Raw genomic sequence first — 22,097 nt, 5'->3', positions numbered from 1 at the left:
AAAATACGGTTATTTAAATAAATGGCGCTCATTTATTTTATACTCATTATTACTTTACTTATTAAATGCCTATTTTCTTGTTATTTTGCCGTTACCACAAACGTATGATACTTGTAGCCTACAACCCGCTAATACACAGCATATGCAACTCTCACCATTTTATTTCATACAAGAGATTAGTAACCATACATCGGCAATTTTAACGAAACCAACTACTTATTTCTTGTTATTAAAAGAATCTGCATTTTTACAAGTTGCTTTTAACGTTCTATTAACCGTTCCATTCGGTATTTACTTACGTTATTATTTCCGACGTAGTTTCTTACAGACTATTTGTATTTCTTTTTGTCTTTCACTATTTTTCGAGCTAACACAGGTGACTGGATTATATGGTATATATAATTGTGCCTATCGCCTATTCGATATAGACGATTTGTTTTTAAATACATTAGGAGGAATCATTGGTTTTATTATCGCACCAATATTTACGTACTTCCTTCCGAAAGCGAGCGAGTTAGATAGTCATATTGATTTAGAAACGAAACCAGTTGGATTCGTTCGTCGTCTCATTGCTATGCAAATTGATTGGATTTTCTTATCTATCGTTGTACCTTTCATTAAAAACAAAGGGAACTCACTATTTATTTCTAACATCCAATCTTATACAAATGTATACGAACTCCTTTTCATTGCATGTTCAATCTTAATTTACTTTATTATCATTCCATACTTTACGAACGGAAAAACAATTGGGAAAGCATTGCTTCGTATTTACGTTAAAGGAAAATCCGAACATATTACAATGAAGGAATTATTCATTCGTTACGGTATATTCTATTTCATTTTAGGTGGAATCAATTATATTCTTTCTAGTAGCTCTATCTTAAATCATACAGAGCCTTTAGTATTACTGGTTATATTGTTATTCCAATTCGTAATTAACGGGCTATTTATTATTCATGTTTTATTACATGTACTTAGCAGTGATAAATTACTATTTTACGAGCGTATTAGTCATACAAGAAATGCAATTACACTTAAAAAAGCTGACAAATAATAATTTGTCAGCTTTTTTTCATAATCGTAAATAACTTTTCTGTATAAGGGCTTAAAAACATTCCTGTTTCATCTAGTGACTTCCTCATTTTTAGAAACGAATGCAATTCTGGATATATATTTTGTAATTTTTCGTACGTTAACGTATGCATTTTCCCCCAATGTGGGCGCCCTTCATACTTTAGAAAAATTTCCTCCACTTCACCAAAATAAGCGGCATACTTCATACCTTTATACATATGAACAGCAATATACGCTGAATCTCTTCCGTACGCTGGACTGAGCCATATATCATCACCTTTCACATAACGGCATTCAATCGGGAAGTGTACCTTATACTTTTTCTTTTCAATAAGATTTGAAATTTCTTCTACAACAGTCCTCATATACTTTGAAGGAACACTATACTCCATTTCATAAAATGGAACCGTACGTGATGTAGCGAACACTTCATAGCTTACGCCAATTATTTTCGTATTTGGTACAGCCTTAGCTGATAATCGGCTTACTCCTTTACTTATAGAAGGAAACCATTTACACCCTTTAGATAACAAAGAGAACATCCTATTTTCAAGTAACTCCACCTTTAGTTTATGCCATTTCAAATCACTTTCTTTACTCGTTGTTTCGTTTGTAAATTTCACTTGCACTTCATCTGAATAAGGAAAAACGAAAAATTCAAAATGACGATTCTTCTTATATTCTTCTAGTTTGTTCATTACAGTAGTTAATGACTGTTTTTCGCTTTCATAAACGAGAGAATACGCTGGGATAACCTTCAATTTTATCTTTACAATGATACCTAGCATTCCAAGCGACAACTGAAATGCTTTCCAATATTCGGCGTTTTCGGTTTCTGAACAAACTATACTCTCACCTGTTGATAAAACTGCCGTGATCTCTATAACTTGTGTTGATAAACTCCCAAATGTAACACCCGTCCCATGAGTTCCCGTACTAATCGCTCCCGCAATAGATTGTGAATCAATATCCCCTAAATTTTCTTGCGCATAACCTTTTTCCTGAAGTAACTTCCCTAAATCATGTAACTTTGTTCCCGCCCACACTTCAACAGTCATCTTCTCTACATCAATATTCATAATGCCCTTCAATTCATCTAAAGAAACTAAAATTTCTTCCGTTTGCACAAGAGGTGTAAAAGAATGCCCTGAACCGACAACACGAATTTTCTTTCCTTTTTTTCGTGCATACCCTGCAACTTCTACTACATCTTGTATACTTTTTGGATACATCGTATAATGCGGTGTTCCTTCTACATTCCCTGTCCAATTTCTCCATTTTTTTCCCTTTATAGAAAGCATTGTCCATCCCCCCGATATGTTGAATACTCTCCAACAATTTCCCCTTGTTTAATGCGATACAAAACAGGAAAACGCTCACATAACTCTCCAGCTTTACTATGACGAAACAAGATAGAATCTCCTATATCCACTCGTTCCTCACCGTTATAAAAAATTGGTGTTTGCACTTCACCAGCACCTTCTAAAGCTAATAGTTTTGCACCACCCGGTCGCCAAACCTCAGGCTCTTTATCTTTACCAACTGCACCTGAGGCAATATATCCGCCGCCTAGGCAAGTATAAATAAACGGAGCCGGTTTACGTACAACTGGTAAAGCAAATCCAACGGCTGGCTGAAATTTTACTTCTTTATAATAATCAAACAGTTTAGGAGAGTAAAAGGCGGACCCTACAGTAATCTCCGTAACTGAGTTATCTTGCTCAGTTGTTTTTATACTTCCTGTTCCTCCCCCATTTACAAATCTTAGTTCAATACCAAGGTTTTGTAGTTCTTTTACGATACGTCCTCTTCTTTCTTTAACCTCTAACACTGATTTCTTCTTTAAATACGAAACCACTTTACTTTTCATCCATTGATTCGGTATATGATCCCCCACCCCGGCAATTTGAGCTTCATATCCCATTACACCATCTAGTATTAAATATGATGAGCCCTTCACCTTTTCTACTATTTTCAAAGCGCTCTGCACATCTTTTACCGGGGATCTTTTTACACCAAAATGAAATTTTAAAAAACGACTACTCATATCAATATCCAAACAAACGCGAAAACACCCTTTAGACTTCTCAGCAATTTTTTCTAAATAAGTAATATGGTCTTCACAATCCACCATACAAGTTATAATGAGCCCTTGCTTTGTTAGCAAACTAATTTCATATAAAGCTCTTTCATCATAAGCAGGATATCCGAGCAGTAGATCATTAAATCCTTGTTCAATTAAAAACAAAGCTTCTCTAGGAGAAAAACACATAATACCTTGAAAGCGATTATTTGCAGCTAAAATCTTTTTCATAATTGGAACAGAGCGTAATGATTTACTCGCTATGCGAATCTTCTTATCTCCACTTAACTCTATAATCGATTGAATATTCCTCTCTAAAGCCACTTCATCTAAAAATGCACACGGTAATGGAACTTCCTTAAAAATTCCTCTATCCACATTTTTCTCTCCTCTTATATATATGTCTTATACATATTGGAAAGAAAGAATGATTTTCCTGTTTTCAAATAAAAAAAGTTTCTTCTTTACGAAGAAACTTTTTTAGGCTACTCTACTTCATAGAAATAGTCGCCTCTACTGGATAATGATCCGAGTAATCATTATATGTATATTTTTTGAGCCATGACGTAACAGTCCATTGTGGCGATTTCGACTGTAACACCTTATTCTCTATATACGATGGATTAGCATGGTCCTTACTTGTAATAATATAATCTAAATACTCGGCAGGGCTATCGGGAAAGTTATATTTCGCAATACTGTTTGTCGTCGCATCCCAAGTTGCAGTATGCCCAGTGTAAGATGGAATAGAAGCGTGCAATGTTTTGAACATGGATGCGTACTCTGAGTCACTATTGTTCTCAGCATTTATTTTATTCACATTCATATCACCACCAATTAACACATAATCGTTATTTGGTATATTTTTATTTTTAATAAACTCTTGAATTTCTTGTAGCTGTTTTGTACGTACAGATGCCGGCGAAGTTTTTCCACACATACTATCTTCAGCTTGTAAATGAGTCCCAATTACATGCACAAAACGATCATTTTTCTTAACTTTTGTGTATACAAATCCTTTATTTGATAAGTTATCTGGTCCACAGCCTTTTTCGAATACATATTGAATCTTTTCAACAATTGGCCATTTACTCACAATCGCTACACCTCCATCTTCAGGAGTCGAAGATGAATAGTTGCCTAACGTCTTATCCCACTCGCTTCCACTACTACGACCTAATACTGCCGTTTGATTTGGATATTCTTTCTTCAAATTTCCTAATAAGCGATTTGAAGCACTATTATCAAACACTTCATTTAATATAACAACATCTTGATTTTTCATATAATCCGCTGCCCCAATTAAATCCGCACGCTCATTTTGTCCCCAGTTTGGATATAAATTCGTTGATAACATATATACATTATGGGTCATTACTTTTAACGTATCATTTTGATTTGTAGACATTTCTGCTTGAGCTGAAGATCCACTATATAAAGCTCCTAAACCAATACCAAAGCTAAGTACACCTTTTAGCAATTTACCTTTCACGTTTCATACCTCCATGTACTGTGTAGTAATAAAAAGGCCAAATACTCTATTCTGAGATTTGACCTTTTTCAAATATTTAACGATTTCCGTACGTATCAAACCAAAGCTGGATGTATCCAGCAGTAACACGTTGTGCATCCATTAATCGCGTACCTGTCATTGGTGTAACTTCAGCGCGCCATTTATCTGCATATTCTTGTGATACAGCTGCTTTCACGAACCAATCTTTCGTATTATCATTTACAATGCCAGAGTAATCTTGTTTCGCAACTACTGCCGCTCCATGAATCCAATCTTCTGGATTTGTACCTTTCCAGTTCCAATATCCATTTCCATCCGTTACTTTATAATTATCTTTTATCGTATCTACAAAGTTTTCATATTTAGAATGGAACCCTTGTGGATACGAAAGATTTGTAAAGTTTGCTGCATGCATCGGTTGATTTACATCCCCTAAATAATGAAGAGATAACCCCAAATAGAAGAATGCTTGTTTCATATCTTTATTTTTGTATGACTCACCTGCTAATTTGAAATATTTAGCTCCAGTTTCCTTTGCCTGCTTTGCAAATGGAATATAAGTTTTTCCATTGTCAGGGTCATAGAAGTGTGAAGCAAATGTGCTATTATCATAATAAGGATTTTCATAGTCAGCAGCATAAATACCGTTCTCTAACTCCGTACGCCATTCATTTAATAGTGCAACTTGATCTTGTTTTACAAGTGTTGTATTACGAGACATAATATCCATTGCACGGTTTACAATCCATAAATGAGAGTTTACGCCTTCTTTATGCTTATCTTCAGCAGACCAGCGCGGAATAACTCCAACTCTCTGTCCTCCATCGTTTTCATGAGCAAATGCAACGCTTTGTAATGGCGCTACTAACGTAATAGCTGCTGCTAAAGCAAGAACTTTCTTTTTCATCTGAAATCCTCCATTTTATAATTGAATTATTGTTCATATTTTTTTAGGATCCTATGATGTCTTCCGGTTAACCTATGATTAGAATATCTCACCTTTCACCGAATTTCTATTATTAAATTAAAATATGCAAATGTTCATATCACTATAACTTTATACATAGTGAACGTAATGAACGAATACACTTACATTGTAATAAAGTATTGTTAAGCTACTGCAAATACTTGTCTAAACTAATGTAAAAAAAGAGTAAAGCGATTAACTGCTTTACTCTTTTTTTCTTTTCGATAATATACTTGGCAGTTGCACATTAACTGCCAATTTATGAATAAATCCAAACACTAATCCAATCCCGATAAATATGTATAAGATCGTAAATACCTTTCCAAAATCAGTTTGCGGACTAAAATTCCCATCACCGACAGTCGTCAACGTGACCACACTAAAATATAAAGCGTCAAGAGGACGTAACCCTTCAACTGTACTATAAAAAATCGTCCCCGATGTTAATGTCAAAATTGTTAATACGAATAACACTTGAAACTCTTTATCTTTCCATGCTCGTAAACAGGCTCTTAACATCCGTTTCAATGTCAACATAAATGAAAGCATTGGACTTCCCCTTCCAAACAAAAATACCTTTAGTTAAAGGAAAGTCTATCACCTTTCAGTATAGAAAAAAAGTAGCCCTTTTCTATTTCTAGAAAAGAGCTACTTTCTTCTATTATATATTATTTAGGTGAAACAAGAATTTTCACTTGTTTTTTATCTTTTACAAGTGCTTCAAAGCCTTCTTCAACAACTTGGTCCACTGTAATTTTTTTCGTAATTAATTTCTCTGCTTGAATTTGGCCAGAGCTAATTAATTTAATAACAGCTGGGAATATATGACGATATCCAAGAATACCGATAACTTCTTTTTCTTTTAATACAAGGTTGTTCGGAGTAATTGTCGCATCTTTTTCCCACACACTAACAATTACAGTTTGGCCTTCAAAGCTTGTACTTTCAATTGCTTGACGAAGTACAACTTCAACACCTGTTACTTCAAAGCTAACATTTACACCTAAACCATTTGTTAAGTTACGAATTTCTGCTAGTACATCTTGAGTTGCTGGATTTAATACGTAATCAGCACCTGCTAATTTAGCTAGCTCTTGACGTTCTTTAGAAAGTTCCACTGCGATAACAGGAGTTGCGCCTGCTGCTTTTGCTGCTTGGATTACAAGAAGCCCAATCGGACCACAACCAAATACAGCTACAGCTTCACCCTCTTTTAATTTACTTTGACGTACTGCATGAACTGCTACTGCTGCTGGTTCTACAAGCGCACCTTGTTCATACGTCATTTCATCTGGAATATGATGAACCATATCTTCTGGTACTACTGTATATTCAGAGAAACCACCGCCGTCTCCACCAAGACCGTGGAAAACAAGTTGTTCACAAACATTGTAATGTCCATGTTTACAAGCTTCACATTTACCACAAGAATAAATTGGTTCTACAACAACGCGGTCTCCCACTTTATGAGATGTAACTCCTTCACCAATTTCTACTACCTCACCACTAAACTCATGACCTAAAATAACCGGTGCTTTTACGTGTGTTAATGGATGTTCTTCTGTTGGAATAAAAATAGGACCTGCTAAATATTCATGCAGGTCTGTCCCGCAGATACCACACCATTTAACTTTAATTTTCACTGCTCCTGGTCTTACAGTTGGTTCTGGTACTTCTTCTACTCGTACATCATGTTGATTATGCCAAAGTAATGCTTTCATTTTATACATCCCTCTCTATGTATATACTTAACCTGGTGAAGTTTACAAATCTATTATAATACTTTTATCCATATATTTCAAAAAACAATCTCATTTCCACTAAATTTTAACAAATAACGTTCAATATTTTGTCACTTTGTACTTTTTTCCACATCTGTTAATTCAATTTCATTGCGGTTGAAATTAGCATTATGCCATAATAGCATAGGAGAGGTGAATATCGCTTGAAATATTTTATTTACTTTATTGTTATCGTAGCGTTTTTAGATACATTTTCACAATTACCTATTATGAGTACTTTCGCTCAAAGCCTTGGAGGAACCCCTCTTGTTATCGGGCTAGTTGTCGGTATGTACTCATTCGCTAATATGATCGGTAATATTATTGCTGGAGCCGCTGTTGATAAATTTGGTGCAAAAAAAATCCTTTATATAAGCATGGGAATTACGAGTTTCATAGTCTTGTTATACACCGTTGTTCAAAGTGGTGAACAACTATTAGTTGTGCGCTTTATGCACGGTTTTAGTGACGGATTTTTAATTCCTGCTGCCTTTACGTTTTTATCAAAACAAACAAATTCAGCAAGGCAAGGTAAGGCAATGGCTCTATCTGGTGCTGCTGTTGGAACAGCGGCAATCGTAGGACCTGCTTTCAGCGGCATTATGAAAGCAACAGCTGGTATAGAGTGGGTGTTCATTACCATTTCTATTTTAATGGTCCTTGGTACAATCGTATCTCTATTCTTCTTACCAAATAACGTATCAAGGAAAGATACATCAAGAACACAAATGATGAACAAAGAAGATATGATTGAACTATTGAGATCTGAACCTTTATTACAAGCATATATTGGTGCTTTCACACTAATGTTTTCACAAGGGATTGTCACTTATATGTTACCAGTAAAAGTTGAGGCGTTAGCACTTAAAGCATCTACAACAGGCATGATGTTAAGTGTATTCGGAATTACCGCTATCCTCTTCTTCTTACTGCCAACAAATCGCATTTACGATCGATTTAATCGTTCAAAACTAATGCTAATCGGGATTGCAGTAATGGCACTAGCGTTATCTTTACTCGGATTATTTGCAACAAAAGGCATGCTCTTTATCGTTATGATGATTTATGGAATTGGATTCGCTATCCTCTTCCCAGCAATTAATGCTTTACTTGTTGAAAATACAACAGATGGTAACCGAGGGAAAGCATTCGGATTGTTTTATGCATTCTTCTCGTTAGGAGTTGTTGCTGGCTCCTTTACAGTCGGAGCAATCGGGGCATCACCTAGCGCTAGCTTTGTTATCGGAACTGCATTCTTATTAACATTTGCTGGAATGATTTATGTAAGAAGCAAAGTGAAAAAGACAATGATGGGGTAGCCCATCATTGTCTTTTTTTCTCCTAATATATTACTTTTGCATATAACCAAGTAATACTGTAAATAAACTTATGTATAAAAGCAATACTACGTTCTTCCTTTAAAAAAGAAACTGAATAAATACCAACGATACTTCGACAATTTCCTCGGAAATATTTCCTTTCCCCACATAATTTGATACACTACACATAGATAAACAGTTGTATTACACAAGCTAAAATAATAACTTACTGTACAAATAAAAAAGCACATTCTTCATATGAAGAATGTGCTTTTATTTTATCCCGATTGGTGGGGGATGGACAAAACCCCCACTAATTAAAGTTTCACTTTATTAACGTCTAATCCAAACAGCACCTGCAGACTTATCATCTGCTTGTCCAACAACTTGGAATTTAAGACCAAGGTTTGGAACTTTGCGTCCTGCGTCAGCAATTTGTTTGTTGCTGTATACTTTTGAATCATCAAATGTTGTAACACCTTGTAATGCAGTATAATTAAATTGTCCACGTGTTAATGAATTTGCACTCCATGTCGGCGTTTGATCAAATGAAAATGCAGCATCTGCAATTTGCATTCCAGTATTACCGTACGCTGGTTTCCCGTTTAGATTGCCAACTAACGCTTCTGGATGAGAGTCAACAACACCAAGGAATCCTTCACCTGGATGCACCCCAACCCAGTTATCTTTGAAGCTATCATCTGCATACCAAACGACAAGACCTGTATTATACACCGGACCTCTTCCCGCTTTTAATCCATTATCTGACCCAGCATAGTTTCTCCACTCTAGATAATAATAATGGGGTTTCTTTTCTGTCCCATCAGAAACAACGAACCCATTTAACTTCATTTTAGATTGTCCTTCTGCATCATCTGAAAATACTACTTGTCCATCAACTGTTACATTTACATTATCCATTGCAAAACCTTTATATGTTAAAGCTGGATCTGTAATATAGTCGAATTGTAGTTTAACTTTCTTCCCTTTGAACTGACTTAAATCGTATGATTTATCAATCCATTTCCCATCTGTTGTATCTTTATCATCTTGTACTATCTTTTCTCCTAATCTATCAATCAATGTTTTTGTTCCATCTTCAGTTACAACATGTACTTCGATGAAATCACACTCAGCTTCTAATTCATAATTCGCCTTATAATCAAACTTTGCATTTGTTCCCTTCGTTAAATCAAAGAACGGTGTTTCTAATTTCGTATGAATATCATCGCCTCTTGTACTATAGTATGCCTGTTTTCCAAACCCAGGCTTAATTGTTTCGATACTCTTATCTGGTAAATTGACACGTACTATACCTGGACGATTTGATTTTGTAACACTTTGATCAATATATGTAGGAACTCCTACACCACGCTTAATTTTATCGTAATCTACTTCTAAAATTTTCGCCCAGTTGCCGCCCATATTCTTTTGTAAAAAGTCTTTATTTTGTGGAGAAAAACTAGTTGGCTCTGTTCCTGCGATTTTCCCTGTCCAGCTACCTCCACTCATCAATGACCAAGCTTCGACTGGTGATCCAGTTCCAGTATACTTCGTATCATATTCATCCGGTAAACCAAGGTCATGTCCAAATTCATGTGCAAACACACCTACTGCACCGTCTTCTGGTTCAATTGTGTAATCATGCGCTGCTACTTTTCCATCCCAATAATCTACCTTTGATTTTGTACCTTCAATCGCTACTGGATCTCTTGCTAATTTTGAACGATGTGACCAAATCGCATCATCACCTAATTTACCGCCACCAGCTTCTTGACCAACACCAGCATGGATTACCATTAAATGATCAATTACACCGTCAGATTCATTTTGATTACCGTCACCATTTGTATCATATCTATCGAATTGATCAAATTGAGATAAATCTAATCCCTTTTCAGCTGCCGCATTTAAAGCTTCCTTCACTAAATCACGTGCTCCTTTTGGTCCTTTATTATCATGACCACTGCTACCATCAGCTCCGTAATCAGATGCTTTGCCTGGGACAGTTAGCCACTCCGTTACATATCCGTCTGTCGTATAACTACCGCCAGACTGCTCTTCATAATATTGTTTAAATGTTTTTACTTTCGAACCATCAAATAATGTGTAAGGTTCATTACCAAATAACATTTTTTGATAATGGTCTCTACTAAAATCTTTCGAATACATATAACCTGGTATTTGTTCAATATTATTATGTTTATAATCACTAAATTCAACGAGTAACACTAACACTTTATCATTGCGAACAGATCCACTATATGGAGCTTGTTTCGCCTTAGAAGTTGGAACTTTCCCATCTAATTGCTTTTTATTTGGCTCTGGCTTTTGCTCAGGGCTAACATTTTTTTCAGCTTTCTTTACTTTTTCCTTTTCTTCCATCTTTTTCTCTTTTACCTTTTTCACGAAATCAGATGCTTCTTGAGCAGCATCATCTGGAAGAATTTCTTTATTTGCCTGATCCCCTTGTTTCTTTTCAATATATTGCTCTACAGCCTTTTTTGTCTCTTCTTTTGATGATGCTGGATTAATTGTTCCTCTTTCTTTCAGCGCTTCCGCTAAACGATCTTCTTGAATTAAGTTATGATCAATTGGCGTTGTAGACACACTTTCTTTTGCTGGCGTTTCTGCGTATGCTAACGGAGCACTCATTACAGCTGAGCATCCGATGAATGTCGCGATCGTTAATGATGACAACACTTTAAATGGCGCTTTTTTTCTCATTTTAATCATCCCCTTGTATCAATCTTAAACTTCAGATAAAAACACGTAAACTATCCTCCCTTGTATAATAAAAGACATGATTCTATAAGCAATAAGCTTTCTGTTATAGAATCATGCCCTCCAGTTTTCTGGTCAGACCCTCTATCTTTTTATGTCGAAATGTGAAAAATAAAGAGTGATTTGTTATATATTAAATAGCTTATATTAAAAATTTAAAAGACAATATGCACAATTGCATGAAAATTCTTTCAAACAAAAAAAAGAACCCAAGTTAATTAAACTCGGGTTCTCCATTTCGTATTATTTCTCTTGTGTTTTTTCCCAATCAGCTAAGAATTTCTCAATTCCTTGATCTGTTAATGGGTGCTTCACTAATGAAGCGATTACGTTTGCTGGGATTGTTGCAATATGTGAACCGTTTAATGCTGCTTCTGTTACGTGAACACTGTGACGTACAGATGCTGCAATGATTTCTGTTTCAATGCCGTGAATTGCAAAGATTTCTGCGATTTGGCGAATTAAGTCCATACCGTTATGACCGATATCATCTAAGCGACCTAAGAACGGTGAAACGTATGTCGCACCAGCGCGAGCTGCAAGTAATGCTTGCACTGCTGAGAATACTAATGTAACGTTTGTACGAATTCCTAAATCTGAGAATGCTTTTACTGCTTTTAAGCCTTCTGTTGTCATTGGAACTTTTACAACAACGTTTGGAGCGATTTTTGCTAACTCTTTTCCTTCTTCAATCATTTTATCAGCTTCTAAGCTAATTACTTCTGCGCTTACAGGTCCTTCAATAAAGCTGCAAATTTCACGAATACGCTCATGGAAATCTACGCCTTCTTTTGCTACAAGTGATGGATTTGTCGTTACTCCAGCTACTACACCTAATGCATTTGCCTCTTTAATTTCGTTAATGTTTGCTGTATCAATAAAAAATTTCATTTGTTATTCTTCCTTCCTAATTTTCATTTTATATTTATTTATTTTTTCTTAATAAGCTCTAATTCAATCGGAACAAATTTGTCCACTTTTTTACCTTGTGTTATTTCTTTCGCTGTTTCCATCGCCTTCTCTCCGATTAATTCCGGTTTTTGAGCGACTGTTGCTGCCATGCGCCCATCTTTAACCGCTTTTACAGCATCGTCCGTTGCATCAAATCCAACAACGACTACGTCCGTTTTGCCAGCAGATTTCAACGCCTCAAGTGCGCCTAATGCCATTTCATCGTTATGAGCAAACACTGCTTTTATATCGCTATTTGCTTGCAAAATATTTTCCATAACGGATAACCCTTTTGCACGATCGAAATCAGCTGCTTGTTTTGCTACTACTTTTAAAGACTTATCAGCTACGTTATGGAATCCTTTCCCACGCTCACGAGCAGCAGACGATCCAGGGATTCCTTCTAACTCAGCAACATTTGTTCCTTCACCAACTAATTCCCGAATATAATCACTAGCCATTTGGCCACCTTCTACATTGTTGGAAGCTATGTGAGAAACAACTTTACCTGAATTTGCAACTCGGTCTACTGTAATAACAGGAACATTGGCTGCATTGGCTGCACTTACCGCTGAAGCAACAGCATCTGAGTCGGTTGGATTAATAACAACTACATCGACACCTTTTTGAATTAAATCTTCAACATCGTTTGTTTGCTTCGCTGCATCATTTTGTGCATCAACAGCAATTAATTCAATGCCGCTATCTTTTGCTTTCTTTTCTGCACCTTTTTTCAACGTGACGAAAAATGGATTATTTAAAGTTGAAACAGAAAATCCAACTTTAATAGTTTTATTTCGACCTTTATCGCCAGAATCCTTTGCCCAATCTGGTGGTTCCATTGAACAACCAGCAGTAACTACCATGATGCATGCAACGAGTATCAGTAACCATTTTTTCATGAATTGCCCCTCCATTACGCTTCTTTTCGACGATCAATTAGTACAGCTAGTAAGATTACAAGTCCTTTTACAACTTGTTGGAAGAAAGAAGATACACCTAATAAATTTAAACCGTTATTTAGTACACCAATAATAAGCACACCGATGAATGTACCAACAATCCATCCTCTTCCACCTGAAAGACTCGTTCCTCCTAACACAACTGCAGCAATTGCATCTAATTCGTAAGAAGTACCAGCAGTCGGCTGTGCAGAATCTAATCTTGATGTTAAGACAATACCTGCAAGCGCTGCCAAAATTCCGGAAAGACCGTAAATCATTACTTTAATTCTCGTAACATTAATACCAGATAAAGCTGCCGCTTCTTCATTTCCACCAATCGCAAACGTACGGCGACCAAACGTTGTTTTCTTTAAAATAAAGTACAGTACTGCAAAAGCGATCATCATTGTAACGGCTGGCACAGGAATACCAAGGAAATAACCACGGCCAAACATTTGGAACATTAAATGATCACCAAGACCAGTGATCGGACGTCCGTCCATATACACAAGCGTCAACCCGCGAAAAATAGTCATTGTTGCTAAAGTTGCAATAAACGGAGCTACTTTTCCCTTCGCAATAATGATACCGTTTATAATTCCCATTGCAAGACCTGCTAATAATCCAACTACCATTGCAAGGAACGGATCCATGCCACTTGCCATCATTCCGGCAACAAGTGCACTTGATAATGCTAAAATAGAACCTACCGATAAGTCAATACCCCCTGTTAAAATAACGAAGGTCATTCCAAATGCAATGAGTGCATTAATCGATACTTGGCGCAGTATATTAAATAAATTTGGAATTTCAATAAATGCTGGATTTAAAGCTGTAATTACTACGATAATTAATACTAATCCAATTAAAGAACCAAGTTGTTGTAATACATTCCCCTTCTTAGCCATATCTTACTCTCCCCCTGTAGCTAGTGCCATAATAGACTCTTGCGATGCCTGATCCTTCTCTAAAATACCACCGATTTTCCCCTCATGAATGACGAGAACACGATCACTCATTCCTAAAACTTCTGGAAGCTCAGACGATACCATAATAACGGAATCTCCTTGCTCGGTAAGCTTATTCATAATAGAGTAAATTTCTTTTTTAGCCCCAACATCTACACCTCTCGTTGGTTCATCTAAAATGAGTAACTGCGGATGAATACCTAACCATTTTGCAATTACAATCTTTTGCTGATTTCCACCAGAAAGAGATTTTACAGCTTGCTCTCCGTTTGCTGCTTTCACATTAAGAAGCTTCATCATATCCTCTGTAAATTGCTGTTCTAAACCTTTATTAACAACGCTTCCCTTTGAAAGACTTTCTAAATTTGGTAAAGCTAAATTTTCACGAATCGAAAAATCTAACACAAGCCCTTCAGATTTTCTATCCTCTGTAATAAAGGCAATTCGTTGTCTAATCGCATCAATTGGACTATCAATTTTCACTTCTTGTCCATTCATAAAAATTTGTCCTGAATCAAGCGGTTCATATCCAAATATCGCTTTCATAATATCCGTGCGACCAGCTCCCATCAAGCCCGCAACACCAAGGATTTCACCTTTTCTAACTTGAAACGAAACATTTTCAAATTTCCCCTTTTTCGTTCCGTTACGCATTTCAAAAATCACTTCGCCAATTTGACTATTTCGTTCTGGATAACGTTCACCAATACTACGACCCACCATCATGCTAACTACTTCATCAAATGATGTCTCCGGAATTAATCTTTTCCCTACATATTCTCCATCACGTAAAATCGTAATAGCATCACATATTGAAAAAATTTCTTCCATCCGGTGTGAAATATAAACAAACGAAACGTCCTCTTTACGCAATTTATTAATAACAATAAACAGTGTTTCAATTTCGCGATCTGTTAATGCTGCTGTAGGTTCATCCATAATAATAACGCTCGCATTTGTCATTAATGCTTTAGCAATTTCAATAATTTGCTGTTGTCCAACTGATAATTCACCTGCTAGCATAGCGCCTCTCACATGTAGACCAAGATCTGCCAATTGCTGCTGGGCAATCGCATTCATTTGACGCGTACGTAAAATGCCCGTTTTTCCATACATTAACTCTTTTCCAAGAAACATATTTTCAGCTACCGTTAAATTCGGTAATATGTTCAACTCTTGATGGATAAATGCAATACCGTACTCTTCCGCTTCTTTCGCATTTTTAAAAGTTCGTTCTTGTCCATCAATTGTGACTGCTCCACTGTCTTTTTTATATACACCTGTTAGAATCTTCATGAGCGTCGATTTCCCCGCTCCGTTTTCCCCCATCAATGCATGGACTTCTCCTGTTTCAATCATAAACTGTGCGTTTTTTAGAACAGGATTACCACTGAACGCTTTTGAAATGTTCTTCATTTCAATATGCATTCTCATCACATCCCTTTATTAAAAAATCACGCCTGCATGTAAAATAACATTCGCATAAGGCGTTGCTTCTCCTGTACGAATAATCGCCTTCGCTCTCTTTGTATGCTCTTTAAATTCCTTATGAGACACATATTCAAATGCTGGCTCTATTAAACACATCTCAACTTCTTTATTTACCACCGCATTATTCATAATGACTTCTTCTGCTAACGTCACTTTCTCAATTGCCATATCATCAGCAACAACTTGTAATACGTCTAAAAAACTAGGTTTTCCGATTTCAACTGCTAAATCAATTCGTTTTACTCCATCAGGAATAGGTAACCCGCAATCAGCAATTACAATCGTATCTGTATGTCCAAGTGAAGCAAGGACTGCCGCAATTTCACTATTTAATACACCGTGCTTTTTCATCCAACAATCACCTGCACTTCACGTACTCTATCTCTCGTTGGCATACCGCCCTGTGCCCCAAGTCTTGTTACAGAAAGACCACCAGCAATATTTGCGAAACGAATAGCCTTTTGAAGTATTTCTCCTTCAGAAAGCGCAACTGCTAACGCGCCATTAAATGTATCACCAGCTCCAGTCGTATCTACTACATCTACGGCAATACTTGGAACTTGAACAACTTCCGTTCCGTTATGAAAACGAACACCATTAGAACCTTCTGTCATCAGTAGTTTGTTTGGATATTTAGCCAGTAACTCTTCAATTGGTGATGTGAAATCATTTAATACGATGCGACATTCATGCTCATTCGGCGTAATATAAGTCGCTTTTTCTAAAATATCTTCTGATAAAAATTGTGCTGGAGCCGGATTCAACATAACTGGAATTTTGTGCTCCTCACAAATAGCCAGAACGTATTTTACTGTTTCAAGCGGAATCTCTAGTTGAAGAACAACCATATCTGCTTTTACAAGAAGGTCTTTTGAACGATCTACAATCGGCTCATTTACAAGAGCATTTGCTCCTTGTACGACAACAATGCTGTTATCCTCTTCTGCTAAAACGATATGAGCGATTCCTGTCGTTCTATCTGTAACCGGTACCACATAGTCGATAAAAACGCGTTCGTTCTCTAAATTTTTTCTAACTACCGTTCCGTAATCATCATTTCCTACTGCACCAACCATCGCTACATTTGCTCCTAATCTAGCTGCAGCTACTGCTTGGTTGGCCCCTTTCCCTCCTGGGATCGTATGAAATGCTTCACCAATTACCGTTTCGCCTGCTTTCGGCCGTATTTTTGAAACAGCCACTAAGTCCATTGAAATACTACCTACTACTGCAATATTTGGCATCTGTCTCATCTCCTTACTTCGTTGTATTTCGTTCTATAATTTCAATCGGTAAACGATAGTGTTTCTCTTCTAATGGATTTCCTTCCATCTGCTCTAACAACAACTCTGTTGCAATTTTCCCCATTTCATAAATTGGCTGTGCAACAGTTGTAATAGATGGATACATCATTTCTGTTAAAGAAATTCCATCGAATCCTATAATTTGTAAATCGTCTGGGATAGAAATTCCCTTTTGAAGTGCAGCCTTTACAACGCCGATTGCAATTAAATCATTCCCAGCAACAATTCCATCAATATGCGGATATTCTTCTAATAATTCCACCGCTACCCGTTCACTATTAGCTGGATCGAATGTACTCTCTGCAATCATATAAGAAAGATTATTTTGCGTAATAACGTCTACAAAACCTTCAAAACGTTCATTGGCTGTACTCACATCACGAGGTCCACGAATATGTGCAATATGTTTACACCCTTTGTCTATTAATAACTTTGTCGCCGCCTGACTCCCTGCATAGTTATCTGCATATACAGTAGGAATGCGCTCATTAAACATACGGTCAATCGCAACAACTGGAATAGACAAATTCATGTAATTAACACTATTTTGTGGATTCGTTGCCACAATAAACCCATCCACATTATTTTGTCTAAGCACATCAATGTATTGTTTCTCTTTTTCTAAATTTTCATCAGAGTTACAAAGGACAACTGTGTAACCTTGCTTATGTGCTACATCTTCTACGGCACGTGCAACTTCTGGAAAGAATGGATTCACGATATTTGGAACAACTAAGCCAATTAAACGAGATTTTTTATTATATAAAGAACGTGCTACTGTACTAGGTTTATAATCTAGCATTTCAATTGCTCGCTCTACTTTTTTTAATGTATCCTCATGAACATATCCATTTTTATTTAACACTCTGGAAACGGTCGCAACAGATACCCCTGCTAATTTTGCAACGTCTTTAATCGTACTCATTCTCTTTTCTCCTCATTTCATGTAACCGTTTACAGAAAATAATATAACGCATTTATGAAAATACGTCAATCATTTCTCACTAAAAAGCTTTTAAGGTTATACTCAAAAAAAGCACCGCCATAAGGCGATGCTTTTTCATTATGAATATGATACAGTTTGTTCTTTCTCTTCTACAGCAGGCTCTTCTGCAGCTTTTTTACGATCAGATAGTTTAATCTTCTGTAAGAAAATCGTAAAGATTGCACCTACTACGATAAATACTAATCCTGTTAAAAATACAGTATGAAGCGAATCCACCAAAGAACTTTTCAAAACCGGTACGATACTGTTAGAAAATGCTTCTGGCATTTGTTTTAATGCCTCTGGACTAAAGAGCATCGAATATAAACTCTGTGGATCTGTATGAATCATATCTTTCAATTTTGTTACCATTTGTCCCGCTTCTTTTGGGAATGTATCTAATACAGGTACTAATTTATTTGTTAACGTTGTACCTGAAGTGTTATTCATAATTGATCCTAAAATTGTAATCCCAAACGTTCCACCGATTTGACGGAAGAATTGACTTGATGATGTTACAACACCAAGATCTTTTTTCGGGAAGCTTTCTTGTAATGCTAATGTTAATATCGGCATAACAAGACCCATTCCTAAACCGATAATCATCATATAAGAAGTAGCGGTAAGCTTAGTTGTGTGCATATCCATCGTTGTTAATAACCAGAAACCACTAGCCATAATAAGCATCCCTGTAATAATTTGTGGTTTCACACCAACTTTTAATACAAGTTGACCACCGATAATACTCATAACGATCATTGTGATCATCATCGGTGTCATAATCGTTCCTGATTCAGCAGCACTTACGCCTACAATTCCTTGCATAAAGAACGGTACGAACATAATTGCTCCAAACATTCCGATACTCATAAAGAAACCGATCGCATTCAGTAGTGTAAATGTGCGGTTTTTAAAGAAGTGCATCGGTAAAATTGGTTCTTCAGCCTTCGTTTCAACAATAACAAAGCTAACAATACCAATGGCAGCTAGTGCAAATAACCCGATAATTTGCCAAGAACCCCATGCATAATCTTTCCCGCCAAACGTTAACGCAAGTAATAAACTTACAACACCGAGAATCATCGTGAAGATTCCAGCGATATCAATTTTAATTGGTCCTGTTTGTTTATGTGCTTTTAATCCCATTGCAATAAAGATTGTCGCTAAAATACCAACTGGTAAGTTAATATAGAATACCCATCTCCAGTCCACTGCGTCTACAATCCAACCACCAACTTGTGGTCCAATTACAGAGGCAAGACCATATAGAGCTCCAAAAATACCTTGCCATTTAGCACGTTCTTTTCCCGTGAACATATCTCCGATAATAATCATAGCCATTGGCATCATAATACCGCCACCAAGACCTTGAATACCACGGAAAATAATTAATTCTGTCATACCGTTTGCCATACCACATAAAGCTGAACCAGCCATAAAGATAATTAATCCTGCTATATATACGTTACGACGCCCAAGTAAATCCGCTAATTTACCTGCAATCGGTACAACCGTTGTTGATGTTAACATGTAAGCTGTTGTTAACCATGTCATTAAACTTAATCCGCCTAGTTCACCGACGATACGGGGCATTGCTGTACCAACGATTGTTCCGTCCAATGCAGCAAATAGCATTGCGATTACTAAACCGATTAACAACAACTTTCTATTCTGATTTTCTTGTTGCTCCATGTAATCTCCTCAATTCCTCTTAGTTTTTCTCTTTTTTCTCTTGTGTCCCGCAAATAATTGTTTCTAGCTTTTCAAAGAGGCGTAACAAATCTTCCCTCTCTTGTAATTCTAAGTGTGAGAAGTATTTTGCAATATGCTCATTACGAGCCGCCATCGCTTCTTCTACTGTAGCTTTCCCCTTTTTAGTTAGCTCAATGATAACAACGCGGCGATCATTATCGTCGTGATAGCGCTCTACTAACCCGTGATCAATTAAACGATCAATCATTACTGTAATCGCACTCGGTTTCACGTACATTTTCTCCGCCAATTGTGTCGCTCTTGAAGCTCCGTAATGATCTAAAATCTTTAAAATATAAAACTGCGGTGGTGTAAGTCCTGATGCTTGCATTTGTTCTAATAGCTCTGTTTGCATTTTCTTCCCTATAGCGAATGTAAGAGCTTGAATCTTATCAATATGAGTCATATCATTTGGCATGTTATCCACCTCTTATTTAAGCAATAAAATATTTAACGTATTTAAATATTAATCCCACAAACAAACTACGTCAACAACTTTCTTTATAAAAACGTTTACATTTCTGTCACAAAGTTGTATAATTTTCGTCGAAGTTAATATTGACAGTCACGGAGAATCGGAGTATACGGCTATGAATCATAAAAAAGGGAACTTTTTTATATTTCATAGCCTTTTTGTATTCTCTCTCTGTCTTAAAACGCTTCTAATTAATTAGGGGAGGATTTTCATTTTATGTTTTTCACACAATTATTTAAACCTGCGCCCCACGCAGAACGCTTACCAGCTGATCGCACTGATAGCGAATACCGCAAATTGCGTTTGCAAGTATTCTTAGGCATCTTCATCGGTTATGCGGGTTACTACTTTGTTCGAAAAAACTTTTCACTCGCAATGCCATACTTAATCGAACAAGGCTTTAGTAAAGGGGAACTTGGGGTTATCCTTTCAGCAGTATCTATCGCTTACGGATTAAGTAAATTTCTTATGGGTATCGTATCCGATCGTTGTAATCCTCGCTACTTTTTAGCAGCTGGGCTATTTTTATCCGGTATCATTAATATTATTTTCGGCTCATTTTCTTTCATTACAACGAGCATTATACTTATGTTTGTACTTCAGTTTTTAAATGGATGGGTACAAGGTATGGGATGGCCTCCTTGTGGTCGTACGATGGTTCACTGGTTCTCCGTTAGTGAACGTGGTACAAAAATGTCTATTTGGAACGTCGCTCATAATGTCGGCGGCGCGCTTATGCCTTCTCTCGTTACATTAGGCTTATATTTCTTTGCAAATGACTGGAAAAGTATATTTTACTTCCCAGGTATTCTTTCAATTTTAGTGGGTATTTATGTATTAATTACGATGAGAGATACACCTCAATCTTGCGGATTACCTTCTATTGAAGAACATACTGGGGAATATCCATCAGATGAAAAAGTAGCGGACCGTGAACGCGAGCTTTCAGTAAAGGAAATTTTATTTACATACATATTAAACAATAAATTTTTATGGTATATCGCTATCGCTAACGTTTTTGTTTATTTCGTTCGTTACGGCGTTGTAGACTGGGCTCCTACTTATTTAGTAGAAGAAAAAAGCTTTACTCATAGTAGCTCACGTACAGCTTATGCTCTATACGAATGGGCTGGTATTCCAGGTACACTTCTTTGCGGATGGATGAGTGATAAACTATTTAAGGGGCGCCGCGCACCTGCTGGTATTTTATTTATGGTCGGTGTATTCATTGCCGTTCTTGTTTACTGGCTAAATCCTGCTGGGCATCCAATCATTGATAGTATCGCACTTGTTTCCATTGGATTTTTAATTTACGGACCTGTTATGTTAATTGGTCTTCACGCGCTAGACTTAGCACCAAAGAAAGCTGCTGGAACTGCCGCTGGGTTAACTGGGTTCTTCGGTTACCTAGGCGGAGCTACTTTCGCTAGCGCAGCTATGGGCTTTATTGTAGATGGATTCGGATGGGACGGCGGATTCATTTTGCTCCTTGCTTCTTGTGTGCTTGCAATGTTCTTCCTTGCTCTTACTTTAAATACAGGATCTGCAAAATCAAAAGCAGTTTAAACAAAATATAATGTGTAGAAAAATAAACATAAAAATAGCTCTCAGCATTTACTTACATGCTAAGAGCTATTTTTTATTTATCGTTCTTCTCTTGCTATTTATATTAATCAATTCCCTTCTATTTTCTATTCATACGA

The 22,097-nt window shown here is 36.6% G+C and carries 19 protein-coding genes; 3 read left to right on the top strand and 16 right to left on the bottom strand.

Translation table 11 applies throughout. The features are described 5' to 3' along the window. On the top strand, window positions 1–1,057 hold a 1,057-nt coding region (locus tag V7038_RS06570; protein WP_335469574.1), incomplete at its 5' end, for a VanZ family protein. Between the two features lie 7 nt (window positions 1,058–1,064). Here V7038_RS06570 and V7038_RS06565 read toward each other — a convergent pair. The 6 genes from V7038_RS06565 to bdhA all read right to left on the bottom strand — a co-directional run bounded on the left by V7038_RS06565 (window position 1,065) and on the right by bdhA (window position 7,361). Continuing rightward, entirely contained in the window at window positions 1,065–2,378 is a 1,314-nt protein-coding gene (locus V7038_RS06565) for a D-arabinono-1,4-lactone oxidase (RefSeq protein ID WP_335469572.1), read from the bottom strand. Further along, window positions 2,366–3,538, bottom strand: coding sequence for an amino acid deaminase/aldolase (locus V7038_RS06560; RefSeq protein WP_335469570.1), 1,173 nt, complete (start codon window positions 3,536–3,538; stop codon window positions 2,366–2,368). Before V7038_RS06560 ends, V7038_RS06565 begins: the two co-directional genes overlap by 13 nt. Before the next feature lie 112 nt (window positions 3,539–3,650). Next, window positions 3,651–4,652 carry a sphingomyelinase C gene (sph, locus tag V7038_RS06555; protein WP_002114147.1) on the bottom strand — a complete coding sequence of 334 codons (1,002 nt, stop codon included), beginning with the start codon at window positions 4,650–4,652 and terminating at the stop codon, window positions 3,651–3,653. Between the two features lie 76 nt (window positions 4,653–4,728). After that, on the bottom strand, window positions 4,729–5,580 hold the full coding sequence (gene cerA / locus V7038_RS06550; protein WP_002114146.1) for a phospholipase CerA: 852 nt from the start codon (window positions 5,578–5,580) through the stop codon (window positions 4,729–4,731). A 264-nt stretch (window positions 5,581–5,844) separates the two neighbouring features. Beyond that, entirely contained in the window at window positions 5,845–6,189 is a 345-nt protein-coding gene (locus tag V7038_RS06545) for a potassium channel family protein (RefSeq protein ID WP_002114144.1), read from the bottom strand. 119 nt (window positions 6,190–6,308) lie between these two features. After that, the gene (bdhA, locus tag V7038_RS06540; RefSeq protein ID WP_002114142.1) at window positions 6,309–7,361 is read right to left on the bottom strand and encodes a (R,R)-butanediol dehydrogenase; all 1,053 of its coding nucleotides are present in this window, start codon (window positions 7,359–7,361) and stop codon (window positions 6,309–6,311) included. A 224-nt stretch (window positions 7,362–7,585) separates the two neighbouring features. Here bdhA and V7038_RS06535 point away from each other — a divergent pair, with 224 nt between their 5' ends. Beyond that, entirely contained in the window at window positions 7,586–8,740 is a 1,155-nt protein-coding gene (locus V7038_RS06535; protein ID WP_002114139.1) for an MFS transporter, read from the top strand. 333 nt (window positions 8,741–9,073) lie between these two features. Here V7038_RS06535 and inhA2 read toward each other — a convergent pair whose 3' ends face one another. From inhA2 to V7038_RS06485, 10 genes are all read right to left on the bottom strand, one after another. Beyond that, window positions 9,074–11,467 carry a M6 family metalloprotease immune inhibitor InhA2 gene (gene inhA2, locus V7038_RS06530; protein ID WP_002114132.1) on the bottom strand — a complete coding sequence of 798 codons (2,394 nt, stop codon included), beginning with the start codon at window positions 11,465–11,467 and terminating at the stop codon, window positions 9,074–9,076. A gap of 300 nt (window positions 11,468–11,767) precedes the next feature. Beyond that, entirely contained in the window at window positions 11,768–12,415 is a 648-nt protein-coding gene (gene fsa, locus V7038_RS06525) for a fructose-6-phosphate aldolase (protein ID WP_000667669.1), read from the bottom strand. A gap of 38 nt (window positions 12,416–12,453) precedes the next feature. Further along, window positions 12,454–13,377 (bottom strand): ribose ABC transporter substrate-binding protein RbsB, encoded by a 924-nt coding sequence (gene rbsB, locus V7038_RS06520; RefSeq protein WP_002114128.1) that lies wholly within the window; start codon window positions 13,375–13,377, stop codon window positions 12,454–12,456. A gap of 14 nt (window positions 13,378–13,391) precedes the next feature. Continuing rightward, a complete protein-coding gene (locus tag V7038_RS06515; RefSeq protein WP_002114125.1) occupies window positions 13,392–14,327 on the bottom strand; it encodes an ABC transporter permease subunit in 936 nt (311 codons plus the stop codon). Between the two features lie 3 nt (window positions 14,328–14,330). Then, a complete protein-coding gene (rbsA, locus tag V7038_RS06510; RefSeq protein ID WP_070127912.1) occupies window positions 14,331–15,815 on the bottom strand; it encodes a ribose ABC transporter ATP-binding protein RbsA in 1,485 nt (494 codons plus the stop codon). Window positions 15,816–15,833: 18 nt separating this feature from the next. Further along, window positions 15,834–16,229 (bottom strand): D-ribose pyranase, encoded by a 396-nt coding sequence (rbsD, locus tag V7038_RS06505; RefSeq protein WP_002114121.1) that lies wholly within the window; start codon window positions 16,227–16,229, stop codon window positions 15,834–15,836. Next, the gene (gene rbsK / locus V7038_RS06500; protein WP_070127911.1) at window positions 16,226–17,122 is read right to left on the bottom strand and encodes a ribokinase; all 897 of its coding nucleotides are present in this window, start codon (window positions 17,120–17,122) and stop codon (window positions 16,226–16,228) included. The genes rbsD and rbsK overlap by 4 nt, the downstream gene beginning before the upstream one ends. Before the next feature lie 13 nt (window positions 17,123–17,135). Then, on the bottom strand, window positions 17,136–18,107 hold the full coding sequence (gene rbsR / locus V7038_RS06495; RefSeq protein ID WP_002114118.1) for a ribose operon transcriptional repressor RbsR: 972 nt from the start codon (window positions 18,105–18,107) through the stop codon (window positions 17,136–17,138). A gap of 138 nt (window positions 18,108–18,245) precedes the next feature. After that, window positions 18,246–19,859 (bottom strand): MDR family MFS transporter, encoded by a 1,614-nt coding sequence (locus V7038_RS06490; RefSeq protein WP_002114116.1) that lies wholly within the window; start codon window positions 19,857–19,859, stop codon window positions 18,246–18,248. Window positions 19,860–19,878: 19 nt separating this feature from the next. Next, the gene (locus tag V7038_RS06485; RefSeq protein ID WP_002114114.1) at window positions 19,879–20,337 is read right to left on the bottom strand and encodes a MarR family winged helix-turn-helix transcriptional regulator; all 459 of its coding nucleotides are present in this window, start codon (window positions 20,335–20,337) and stop codon (window positions 19,879–19,881) included. Window positions 20,338–20,610: 273 nt separating this feature from the next. Between V7038_RS06485 and glpT the strand changes: the two genes are divergently transcribed. Then, window positions 20,611–21,960, top strand: a complete 1,350-nt coding sequence (gene glpT, locus V7038_RS06480; RefSeq protein ID WP_002114112.1) for a glycerol-3-phosphate transporter — start codon at window positions 20,611–20,613, stop codon at window positions 21,958–21,960. The last annotated feature ends 137 nt before the right edge of the window (window positions 21,961–22,097 follow it).

The organism is Bacillus sp. JJ783, assembly GCF_036963225.1.
GTDB classification, from domain to species: domain Bacteria; phylum Bacillota; class Bacilli; order Bacillales; family Bacillaceae_G; genus Bacillus_A; species Bacillus_A cereus_U.
This window is presented reverse-complemented; position numbering and strand designations above follow the sequence as displayed.